Here is a 10,455-nt window from a genome sequence, read left to right as displayed (position 1 = left end):
TGTGGGGCGCCCACTTCTGGTCCCCGTCCTACTTCGCCGCGTCCTGCGGCGGCGCACCCCTCGCGATCATCAAGGAGTACATCGAGAACCAGAAATGCCCCGGCTGAGGCCCACAGTGCAGACCCGTGCACCCGCGCGGGTCACCCCTATCTTGAGAAGCGCTTCCTCCCGGGCCTGAAGGCCCGGGGTTCCGCGCTAGATCAAGGCTGAACGTGACTGCCCGCCCCCGGCCCTACGGCGTGCCTGGGGTGCCGTCCCCCGGGTCACGCCTGCCCTCGGTCCTGGGCTGCTCCGCAAGGATTCTGTCCACGCCGAGGAGTTGAAGGATCTGCCGTACGGCCCTGGAGGGGTGGAGCACGACGAGACGGCCGCCCGCCGTGCGGCTGCGTTCGTGGTGCGACAGAAGCGCGTTCACCCCGGAGGAGTCGATGAAGGTGACGTTGGCGAGATCCAGCTCGACCCTCTTGGCCAGCAAGGGCTCCAGCACCGTCGTCAGCGACGGCACGCTGTCCATGTCCAGGTCCCCGCATACACGGATCAGTACGGGCTCAAGGCCCAGAACCGCATCCACATGCAGGGGTTGGGGTGAAGCGGGAGCCATGTTCCGTGGTCTCCTCAGGTACGTGGACCGGTCGGTCGGCGGCTACTCCTCCGTCGCGCATGAATATGCCCCGAAATGCTGCGCCGCACGCACGGCAGAAGTGGAACGCTGCTTCCAGGAACACCCCGGGCGGAGTCGGTGCCGTGCTGGGGTGGGCAGACCTCCGGATCATACGGTGCGTCTGCGCGGGCCCCGCCTGGAGTGCTCCCTCCTCGAGAGGCGAGGCCCGCTCCCTCGGCCAAGTGCTCAGGAGCTCGCGTGACTCCCGGTCGGCGCGGCACTTGAGAGGCTGCCCTCGCTGGCATGCCTGCCCTCGTCAGCGGCAGGTAGGCGGGCCAGATCGCGTCAAGCAGATGCACGCCGCACGCGGGCGGCCAGGTGGGCCGGGGTGGGCGGTACGTCACCGTTCGCGTCACGCGGGGCCGGGATCGTCGGCGAAGTGCGGCAGCACCATCTCGACCGGTGCGACGCCGAACGCCTGCGAGAGGCCGGGACACCTGCGAGGCTCACCGAACATCCCGGGCCGGGGCACGCGTTCCTCGGCGTCCCGGGCGCCGCGTGACCGGACAGGAGAAAGAGACAGTGCAGAGCATCGGCATCATCGGGGTCGGCGAGATCGGCCGGGCCGTCGTGACGGGTCTGTGCGACACGGGTCTGCGCGACGGCGCCGACGAGTCGCCGCAGGTGTTCCTCTCCCCGCGCGGAGCCCGCACCTCAGCGGAGTTGGCCGCGCGTTACGAGGGCGTACAGGTCTGCGCCGACAACCAGGAGGTGGTGGACCGCTCCGAGGTGGTGATCGTCGCCGTACGTGCGAAGGACCGGCACGAAGCGCTCGCGGGCCTGAGCGTGGACGACGACAAGACGGTGATCAACGTGATGGCCGGCGTCGCCAACGACGACCTGCGCCGGATACTCGCCACCAAGGCCGCGCTGGTGCGGGCCATCCCCCTGCCCTCCATACGCGAGCGCCGCTCCGTCACGGTGACGTTCCCCTCCCACCCGGTGGCGGACGCGCTCTTCGAACGGCTGGGAGGGGCGCAGCCGGTCGCGGACGAGGAGGCCTTCAACGTCTTCTCCGCGCTGACGGGCACGCTGACCACGCACTACGCCTACCTCGCCGCGCTCACCTCGTGGGCCGTCGGCCACGGCGTCGCCTCCGATGACGCCGACCGCTACGTCCGCGGGCTCTTTCAGGCCGTCGGCCGCGCCCTGGGCGACGAGAGCCGCACCCTGCGCCAACTCGCCGCCGACCACGAGACCCCGGGCGGAAACAACGAACGCATCCGTACCACGTGGTTCGACCCGGCCAACTCCGCGGCGCTCGACGAGGCCTTGGACGGCCTGCTCGCCCACTTGAGGTAGCCGGGGCGCCAGGACGGATACGTACGCGAGAATCGGGCCCGCCCCGCGTCCGGCGCCCCGCGCGACGGCGGCAACTCGCGTACGTATCCGCCCTGTCGCCTCTGCCTCAGACGCGTTCCAGGACCACCACGGGGATCTCCCGGTCGGTCTTGCTCTGGTACTCGTCGTAGGCCGGCCAGGTCGCGGCCATCGTCCGCCACATGTCCGGCTTCTCGTCCGGGGTCGCCGTGCGCGCACGGGCGGTGTAGCGGTCGCCCTTGATCTGCACCTGGACCTCGGGGTTCGCCTCGATGTTGCGGAACCACAGGGGCGGCTGGTCGGCTCCGCCGTTGGAGGCCACCACGAGCACGTCGTCGCCGTAGGGCTGGTAGATCAGGGGAGTGCTGCGCTGCTCACCGCTCTTACGGCCGATGGTGGTGAGGATCAGCACCGTGGTGTTCTGCCAGTCGTGTCCCACCTCGCCATCGGTCTCGACGTAACGCTCGACGTGCTCTTTGCCGAACAGCATCTGCTGTCTCCTTCGTGTACTCGCTGATGGGGCGTGTTCATCCTGCACCGACCAACTCTTCATGGTCACTCAGCGGTTTCCCGCCAGCGTGGCCGCGAATCGGCGCGCCCGGCCTAACGACACCCCGGTGAGGACCACAACCACCCTCGAACCGCCTGATTGGCGCGAAAAGCCACCCTTCTACCCACTCCTCCCCGACTGAAGACACCCCAGAAAGAACTTCAGGCGTATGGACGGCTTGCGGGTGCAGTGGGTTTGCGCCCCCAATACCCCTGCCGTGAGGCCTCGTTGGGCGGAACATGGACGATGACACGAGAGACACGCACTCCGCGCAGCCCCAAGGTCAACTCCTCACCGGCGCCTACTGGTTGGACTCCCTCGTCTACACGGGAGACACGTGCATGTGGTGCACGCAGGCGACACACGAAGAACTCGGCAGGACCCGGACCGGCCAGGAGTACGGCCGCGGGGCCGCGCGCTCGGCGTAGCCGCGACGCCCGTCCCCATGGCCTCAATCCTGGACCGGCGGTGGGCACTTGGGTGTCCCGAAGGGGTGAGGCCTCAGACTTCCGCCAGTTCGGCGTTCGCGCGCTCTGTGACCAGGGTCAGTACGCGGCCCGCGGTCGCGAGGTCCTCGGCCGGAATGCCGGCGTACAGCCGGGCGGTGATCTCTGCGGCTTCGGTGCCCGTGTTGTCGTGCAGTTCCCGACCGGCGGCCGTCAGGCGGACCCGGGACACGTCCGTCGGGTCCTTCTGCAGCAGCTTCATGGCCGTCAAGTCCTCGATCACGCCGCACACGACCGATCCGTCGACCTTGAGCAAGCCGGTGACGGCGCCGACGAGTTCTTCCCGGTCCATGGACTCGCCGGCGGACACGAGGGCCCGGAGCGTCACGCTCTGCTCAAACGTCGCGCCATGGCGCGCCAGTACGCCCTCCAGGAGGGCGCGCGAGGCGTAGTGGGCCAGCGCTACGACCCGGCCGTTGGTCGTGGGTGCGGGTGCGGGTGTGGGTGCGGGTGTGGATGCCGGTATGGGTGCGGTGGTGGTCATGTCTGCTCCTCGTTGTTCTCGGTGTGTGGATCAAGAGGTGCGTCGAGCAGGAGCGCCAGCTCGTGGGTGAACTGCCGTGTGCGCGGGCTGTTCTGTCCTCCGAGCGGTTCGAGCAACTGGTCCAGGAGAGCCTGGACCACCTTGATCGCGCGGCGTGTGACGTCACGTCCCTGCTCGGTGAGCGAAAGCCGCATGGCGCGCGGGTCGTCCGGATCGCGGGTGCGGTCGACGAGCCCGGCGGTTTCCAGGGCGCGGGCGAGCTTGGAGACGTACAGCGCCTCAAGCCCCGTGTGGTCGGCGAGCCGACGCTGGCTGGGCTGCAGCCCGGAGCGCGACATGCCGTACAGCGATGCCATCAACGCGTACTGCGCGTGGGTGAGGCCGAGCGGCGCGACCGCCCGGTCGACGGCCACCCGCCATTTCGTGGACAGGCGCCAGACCAGAAATCCCGCTGTGGCGCCTTCAGTTGCTGTACTCACAGCAAAGTACGGTACATGGCTACTATGTCCATGGCTACTATTTTTCCGCGCACCCCGGCCGCAGGCCGTTGCCCCGCGTCGGGCTTAGTAAGGCAGGCCCTCCGCCGCCGCGCGCAGGGCCGCGAGCAGGCAGGCGGTCATTTCCGCGCCGGATGCCTCGGGATCGTCCGCGTACCGCTGGGCGAAGTCCTCCGCCGCAGCGCGCAGCGCGCCGTTCAGGGTCGCCGCGTGGACCTTCACACTCAGCTCGTCGGCGTTGCCGCCGGACCGCTGGGCGAGGAGCTCGCCGAGTACGGGCAGTGCCTCGTCGTGGGCCTGGAGCCAGACCGAGCGCAGGGCCGGGTCGGTGGAGGTCATGCGGATCAGGTCGAGGATGTCGGGGGTGTCGGCGGGCAGTTCGCCGACCCGACAGGTCTCCGTGAAGAAGTCCAGCAGGCTCATGTCCGTCGGCCAGTGGCGCAGTTGCTCCATCGCGAAATCGAGGCCGGACGAGAGGAGCGGCAGTACGCAGCTCTCCTTGGTGGGGAAGTGGCGCCACATCGTGCGGGCGGAGATTCCCACCGCCTGTGCTATCTGCTCCCCGGTGGTGGCGGTGACGCCCTGTGAGGTGAACAGGCGGACGGCCTCGCGGGCTATCTCGGAGCGGAGAGCCGCTTTCCGCCGTTGGACGAGCGATGGTCTGACGTCGGCTTCCGCCGTCCGCCCGCGCTCCGTGGATGGCGCCTCGCGCACTCTCGACTCTCCTCTGCCCGGATCACGGCAGCATAGCGAGAAGCCCTCAGATGACTCATGCAGACTCCTTGTCACAGACTGACACCCAGCCCTACTCTCCCGTAAGTAACCAGCGGGTAACCCGCGTTGGTCCTATGTCATGTGCGCGACAATACGCGCCGATGCGCACGCACCATCGATGAAGACGTCTCCTCACCTCCTCTCTCCTCACGCCCCGCCCGTCAAGGAGCCGCTCATGCCCCCGCCCAGCAGACGAGCCCTGCTCACCGGCGCCGCCGGAATCGCCGCCGCGAGTGCCTTGCCGTTACCGACCGCCTCAGCCGCGCCTGCCGCGGTACGCCTGACCAGGGAAGAACACCGGGTCCTGATCATCGGGTCCGGCTTCGGCGGAGGCGTGGCGGCGCTGCGCCTGGCGCAGGCGGGCGTACCGGTCACCGTGCTCGAACGCGGCCGGCGCTGGCCGACGGGGCCGAACGCGGAGACGTTCCCCCGGGCGTCGGGCCTCGACAAGCGGATGCTCTGGTACGGCACCCTGCCGCCCGCGGTCAGGCCCCTCGCCAGACTGCTGGGAACCCCGCTGAACTTCGCGCCCTACACGGGGCTCCTGGAACCCGTCCTCGGAGAGAACATCCTCAGCGTCTGCGCGGCCGGGGTCGGCGGCGGATCGCTCGTCTACCAGGGCATGACCCTCCAGCCGTCGGAGGCGGTGTTCAACACCTGGCTGCCCGAAGAGCTCGACTACCGCCGCATGAACGAGATCCACTATCCGCGGGTCGCGAAGATGCTCCGGTTGGCCACGGCGCCCGACGCACTGATCGCCGGCCCCACCTACGCGGCGGCCCGGGTGTTCGCCGAGCGGGTGCGCGGAGCCGGGTACGACCTCGAGAAGATCCCGATGCCGATCGACTGGGACTACGCCCTGGCCGAACTGCGCGGCGAGATGAAGCCGTCGTACACGAACGGCGACTGCGCTCTCGGCGTCAACAACGGCGGCAAGCACTCCGTCGACGTCACCTATCTGCGGCAGGCCGAGGCGACCGGCAAGGTCGCCGTCGCGACGCACCACAACGTCACCTCGGTGGCGCGGGCCGGAGACGGCCGCTGGGAGGTGCGGGTCGACCGCACCGATGACTCGGGGCGGGTGCGGGAGCGCAAGATCCTCACCGCGCGCGGTCTGGTCATGGCGGCGGGCAGCGTCAACACCAGCAAACTCCTGGTCCGCGCGGCGGCCACCGGGACCATCCCCGACCTGCCCGACGGGCTCGGCGAAGGGTGGGGCACCAACGGCGACCGCATCTACGCGTGGACGAACCTGCGGGAGGACTTCGGGAGCGAGCAGGGCGGCCCGGTGGTCTACGGCAGCAAGGCGTGGGAGAACCCCGCCACCGCGAACACCATCATCCAGGCGTCACTCCCGCCCCTGGGCCTCGACACCAGGACGACCATGCTGGTCGGTTTCGGGGTGAGCCCCGACCGCGGACGCCTCCGATACGACGCCTCCACCGACTCCGTGTCCCTGCACTGGCCGTCGGGCGGCGACGCGGAAAGCCACCGCCACATCCACCGGCGGGTCTCGGAGGTGTCCAAGGGGCTCGGCGTCCTCACGGACACCAACTCCCTGGTCAACAGCACCTGGCATCCATTGGGCGGCGCGGCGATGGGTGCCGTGTGCGACATCGACGGCCGCGTGCGGGGCCAACGCGGGCTCTACGTCCTCGACGGCGCGCTGATCCCCGGCACGACCGGAGCGTGCAACCCGTCCATGACCATCGCCGCCGTGGCCGAGCGGGCCATGGACGCCATCACCGCGCACGACATCGACACGGTCATCTGAATCCCGAGCGAGGAGCACACCATGAGCCGCAAGAGACACCCTTCGCGCACGTCCCGTTCGCTGGCGGCGGGCGTCGTCGTCGGCACCGTCTGCGTGGGCCTGTCGGGGGCACCGGCCACCGCGGCCGACGGGGAGCCCGTCGTCTCCCGGGGAGTCACCATCCCCACCTTCTACAATCCGCCCGCCGAACTCCCCGCCGCCAACGGCGCGTTGATCCGCACCGAACCCCTGCCGCTCGGGCTGAGCATCCCGGGCCTCGACGGGCGCCCCATGCCGGGCACCGCGACCCGCCTCATGTACAAGTCCACCGATTCGACCGGGAAGCCCGTCGCGGTGACCGGCGCCTACATCGAGCCCTCGGCCGCCTGGACGAAACCCGGGCCGCGCCCGCTGGTCGCGGTGGCCTCGGGCACCATGGGCCAGGGCGACCAGTGCGCTCCCTCCTTCGCCCTCCAGCACCCCCTGACCCTCAACGGCGAAACCGTGTCCGTCGGATACGAGGCCCTGGCCATCTACCGAATCCTGGCCACCGGGGCGGCCGTGGTCATCACCGACTACGTGGGCCTCGGAGCCACCGACCGCGCACACACCTACGTCAACCGGCTCGACCAGGGCCACGCCCTGCTTGACGCGGCCCGCGCCGCCCGCTCCGTGCCCGGGGCATCGGTCACCGCTGAGTCCCGCACCGGCCTGTACGGCTACAGCCAGGGCGGCGGCGCCAGCGCGGCGGCGGCCGAACTCCAGTCCTCCTACGCCCCCGGCGTCCACCTGGCCGGGACCTACGCCGGCGCACCGCCCGCGGATCTGACCTCGGTCATGAAGGGCATCGACGGCAGTGCGCTGGCCGGGGCCCTCGCCTGGTCGATCACCGGCTTCGCCCAGGCCGACCCCGACCTCCGCGCGGTCGTCGAGAAACACATCAACACCGCCGGGAAGGCCGCGCTGAAGGACGCCTCGACGATGTGCGTCGGCGACGCCCTGTTCGGCTACGGCTTCACCAAGAGCAACAAGTGGACCAATGACGGCAAGTCCGTCGGGGACATCATCGCCGCCGACCCCCGGGCGAAGGCGGCCCTGGACAAGCAGCGCATCGGCACGCTCAAGCCCAACGGGCCGGTGCGCCTGGCGACGGGCATCCAGGACGACATCGTTCCGCACGGCCAGGCCCGGCAACTGGCCGTGGACTGGTGCCGCAAGGGCGGCAACGTCACCTACGAACCCATCGCGCTGCCGAACCTCGGCGACAAGATCCTCACCAACCACCTCGTGCCCCTCATCACCGACCAGGGCGACGCCGTCTCCTGGCTGACCGACCGGGTATCGGGCAAGCCGGCAAGCTCCAACTGCTGGAAGATGCCGCTCCAGCCCTGACCCCGGGGTCGCCCGTCCTCGCCCCGGCCGCCACAGGCCTCAGGCGGGGACGGGCTCCTGTCCGACCCCGTCGAAGGGCGGGTAGCTCTCGCTGCCGCTTCGCTCGGCCGCCTCGATGTAGACGGCGAGGGCGTCGCGGGACTGGGCAAGACGGTGCATCTGGTCCTCGAGGCGCGCCAGTCGCGACCGCATCGCGGACAGCAACTCGGAGCACCCGGGCAGCTCAGGTGCTTCCCCGACCGCACAAGGAAGTACGTACGCGATGTCCTCGGAGGACAGGCCCGCACCCAGCAGGTGCCGGATCTGCTTGACCCGCAGCACGGCGTCCTCGTCGTAGTCGCGGTAGCCGTTCGCCCTGCGGTCCGCCTCCAGAAGGCCCTGGGCCTCGTAGTAGCGCAACTGGTGGGCGTTGACGCCCGTACGACGACTCAGTTCCCCGATGCGCATCGAAGCTCCCTTGACCTTCATACCGGTATGAACGTTGACGATGCTGCCATGAACAACGAAACCGCTGCACCTGTATCCGTCATCGGACTCGGCCTGATGGGCCAGGCCCTCGCGGGCGCGTTCCTGAAAGCAGGCCACCCCACCACCGTATGGAATCGCACGGCCTCCAAGGCCGACCAACTGATAGCCCGGGGAGCGCAGTTGGCGCCCACGGTCGCGGACGCGGTGAAGGCGAGCCCTCTGACTGTCATCTGCCTCACCGACTACCAGGCGGTGCACGAGGTGCTCGGCGCGAGCGATGTCACCCTGGACGGCACGCATTTGGTCAACCTCACCTCGGGCGACTCGGGTCAGGCCCGGGAAGCCGCCCGCCTGGCCGAGCAGCGCGGTGCGCGCTACCTGGACGGCGCCATCATGGCCGTCCCCCCAGGGATCGGCACCGCCGACGCGGTGATCCTGCACAGCGGGCCGGAGGCGGACTTCGAGGCCCACAGGCCGACGCTCGACGCGCTGGGCACGGCCACCTACCTCGGTGCGGATCACGGCCTCGCGTCCCTGTACGACGTGGCGGGCCTGGCCATGATGTGGAGCGTCCTGAACGCCTGGCTCCAGGGCACCGCCATGCTCAGGACGGCCGGCGTCGACGCCGCGACGTACGCGCCGTTCGCGCGGCAGATCGCCGCCGGGGTGGCCGAATGGCTGCCCGGGTACGCCGAGCAGATCGACAACGGGTCATTTCCGGCCGAGGTGTCGGCCCTGGAGACCGATGTGCGGGCCATGACGCACCTGATCGAGGAGAGCGAGGCGGTGGGGGTCAACGCCGAACTGCCCCGCCTGATCAAGGCCATGGCCGACCGCGCGATCGCGGCCGGCCACGGTGGCGAGCAATATCCCGTGCTGATCCAGGAGTTCGTCAAGCCCCGCACCGACTGACCGGCCCGGCCGCCCCGACGCCTCCGGCCGCTACTGGCGGGAGGCGAGGGCCAGTTGGTGCAGGTCTTCCAGGGCGTCGACGAGGATGGTGTGCTGATGCCACTTGATCCAGGTGCCGACGGCGCGGCCGGTGGCCTCCAGGGACTGCAACTGTGCCTGGGTGAAGCCGACCAGGGGTCCCGCGTGGTGCGAGGAGATGACACCCTGCACGGTGTTCTGCTCGTCGATCAGCGGAATGCTGTGGCAGGCCCGGCTGCCGGCCGCGAGGATCACCCGCCGCGTCTCTTCGTCGAAACCGGGCGACAAGGCCACATCCTTGACGGTGACCTGCTGGCTGGCGACGGCCGCCCGAGAGCAGGCGGTCTTCCCCTCCACGAACGCGAAGAAGTCGGTGAACTGACGGGGCAGGCCCGTGTGCTTCGCCATCCGCAGGACACCGTCCTCGATCAGCTGGACGTTGCCCATGTCCGCACCGGTGATGTGCAGGACGCGTTGGAGGGCGGCGCCGAGCACCTCGCCCTGGTTGGCGGGGTTGAGCGGGCCTGCCTCAAGCGCGGTCAGGTCGGGTGCAGGCTGCTGCGACCGCCCGCCGAACCACGACTTGGCACCCGGTACCGGTCCTGGCGTGCGGGCCACCGCGGCGGCCATCTGGTGCAGCTTGATGTTGGCTCGCTGGGACGCCTGGCGCAGCAGCGCGAACGCCGCCTCCGCGTTCGCCAGGCGATACCGCTCGACGAGGACACCCTCGGCCATGGCGATCCTGGGGCGCGTACGCGCCTGGACCTCCAGCTCGGACACCTGGTCGCGCAGTTGCTCGGCGGTGGCTCTCAGCTCTTCGGTCTCGGCCCTGAGAGTGGGGGAGTCCTGAGAGGAGGACTGATCCTCCGGCGGGGGCGCAGACGGAATGTTCGTCACGTTGTCTCCCATGGCGGCACCCTGGTCCGTACTCCTCGTCGATCGTGAGCCGCGCCGCGACGTCTGACGCCGCCCACCTCAGCCTCCGTTCGCTGAAGCGGACCGCCGCTCACACACCAGGGGTGACCTTAACCCGAGGTGTGGAGGATGTGACGACCGGCCCTGGAGTCAGCCGCGCACGGTGGCAATTGGCGGCGATGTGCCGGATTTGGCCTGAACCTGT

13 protein-coding genes are annotated in these 10,455 nt (G+C 69.7%); 6 read left to right on the top strand and 7 right to left on the bottom strand.

All coding sequences use genetic code 11. From position 1 onward, the window contains the following. Positions 1 to 107 (top strand): transposase (locus tag ACWFRU_RS39515; protein WP_453693223.1); only part of this gene is annotated, 107 nt, incomplete at its 5' end. Between the two features lie 125 nt (positions 108 to 232). Here the strand turns inward: ACWFRU_RS39515 and ACWFRU_RS39510 are convergent. Beyond that, positions 233 to 601 (bottom strand): STAS domain-containing protein, encoded by a 369-nt coding sequence (locus ACWFRU_RS39510; protein WP_453693221.1) that lies wholly within the window; start codon positions 599 to 601, stop codon positions 233 to 235. 582 nt (positions 602 to 1,183) lie between these two features. Between ACWFRU_RS39510 and ACWFRU_RS39505 the strand changes: the two genes are divergently transcribed. After that, entirely contained in the window at positions 1,184 to 1,963 is a 780-nt protein-coding gene (locus ACWFRU_RS39505; protein ID WP_453693219.1) for an NAD(P)-binding domain-containing protein, read from the top strand. A 106-nt stretch (positions 1,964 to 2,069) separates the two neighbouring features. Here the strand turns inward: ACWFRU_RS39505 and ACWFRU_RS39500 are convergent, their stop codons facing one another. Next, a complete protein-coding gene (locus ACWFRU_RS39500; RefSeq protein ID WP_453693217.1) occupies positions 2,070 to 2,471 on the bottom strand; it encodes a nitroreductase family deazaflavin-dependent oxidoreductase in 402 nt (133 codons plus the stop codon). Between the two features lie 299 nt (positions 2,472 to 2,770). On the opposite strand from ACWFRU_RS39500, the gene ACWFRU_RS39495 reads away from it, so the two are divergent. Further along, the gene (locus tag ACWFRU_RS39495; protein ID WP_453693215.1) at positions 2,771 to 2,959 is read left to right on the top strand and encodes a hypothetical protein; all 189 of its coding nucleotides are present in this window, start codon (positions 2,771 to 2,773) and stop codon (positions 2,957 to 2,959) included. 73 nt (positions 2,960 to 3,032) lie between these two features. Here ACWFRU_RS39495 and ACWFRU_RS39490 read toward each other — a convergent pair whose 3' ends face one another. From ACWFRU_RS39490 to ACWFRU_RS39480, 3 genes are all read right to left on the bottom strand, one after another. Then, a complete protein-coding gene (locus ACWFRU_RS39490) occupies positions 3,033 to 3,521 on the bottom strand; it encodes a MarR family winged helix-turn-helix transcriptional regulator (RefSeq protein WP_453693213.1) in 489 nt (162 codons plus the stop codon). Then, the gene (locus tag ACWFRU_RS39485) at positions 3,518 to 4,000 is read right to left on the bottom strand and encodes a MarR family winged helix-turn-helix transcriptional regulator (protein ID WP_453693211.1); all 483 of its coding nucleotides are present in this window, start codon (positions 3,998 to 4,000) and stop codon (positions 3,518 to 3,520) included. Before ACWFRU_RS39485 ends, ACWFRU_RS39490 begins: the two co-directional genes overlap by 4 nt. Before the next feature lie 84 nt (positions 4,001 to 4,084). After that, positions 4,085 to 4,732: a TetR/AcrR family transcriptional regulator gene (locus tag ACWFRU_RS39480; protein WP_453693209.1), complete on the bottom strand. Its 648-nt coding sequence runs from the start codon at positions 4,730 to 4,732 to the stop codon at positions 4,085 to 4,087. A 235-nt stretch (positions 4,733 to 4,967) separates the two neighbouring features. On the opposite strand from ACWFRU_RS39480, the gene ACWFRU_RS39475 reads away from it, so the two are divergent. After that, the gene (locus ACWFRU_RS39475) at positions 4,968 to 6,566 is read left to right on the top strand and encodes a GMC oxidoreductase (RefSeq protein WP_453693207.1); all 1,599 of its coding nucleotides are present in this window, start codon (positions 4,968 to 4,970) and stop codon (positions 6,564 to 6,566) included. Between the two features lie 21 nt (positions 6,567 to 6,587). Continuing rightward, the gene (locus tag ACWFRU_RS39470) at positions 6,588 to 7,937 is read left to right on the top strand and encodes a lipase family protein (protein ID WP_453693205.1); all 1,350 of its coding nucleotides are present in this window, start codon (positions 6,588 to 6,590) and stop codon (positions 7,935 to 7,937) included. Positions 7,938 to 7,976: 39 nt separating this feature from the next. On the opposite strand, the gene ACWFRU_RS39465 is transcribed toward ACWFRU_RS39470, so the two are convergent. Beyond that, positions 7,977 to 8,384, bottom strand: a complete 408-nt coding sequence (locus tag ACWFRU_RS39465) for a MerR family transcriptional regulator (protein ID WP_453693203.1) — start codon at positions 8,382 to 8,384, stop codon at positions 7,977 to 7,979. A gap of 48 nt (positions 8,385 to 8,432) precedes the next feature. Here ACWFRU_RS39465 and ACWFRU_RS39460 point away from each other — a divergent pair, with 48 nt between their 5' ends. Continuing rightward, positions 8,433 to 9,317 (top strand): NAD(P)-dependent oxidoreductase, encoded by an 885-nt coding sequence (locus tag ACWFRU_RS39460; protein ID WP_453693201.1) that lies wholly within the window; start codon positions 8,433 to 8,435, stop codon positions 9,315 to 9,317. A 30-nt stretch (positions 9,318 to 9,347) separates the two neighbouring features. Here ACWFRU_RS39460 and ACWFRU_RS39455 read toward each other — a convergent pair whose 3' ends face one another. Beyond that, positions 9,348 to 10,244 (bottom strand): ANTAR domain-containing protein, encoded by an 897-nt coding sequence (locus ACWFRU_RS39455; RefSeq protein ID WP_453693199.1) that lies wholly within the window; start codon positions 10,242 to 10,244, stop codon positions 9,348 to 9,350. Between the last annotated feature and the right edge of the window lie 211 nt (positions 10,245 to 10,455).

It is taken from the genome of Streptomyces sp. NPDC055099, assembly GCF_053607685.1.
Note: the sequence above shows the minus strand (reverse complement) of the source record. Positions and strands in the feature narration are given on the sequence as shown.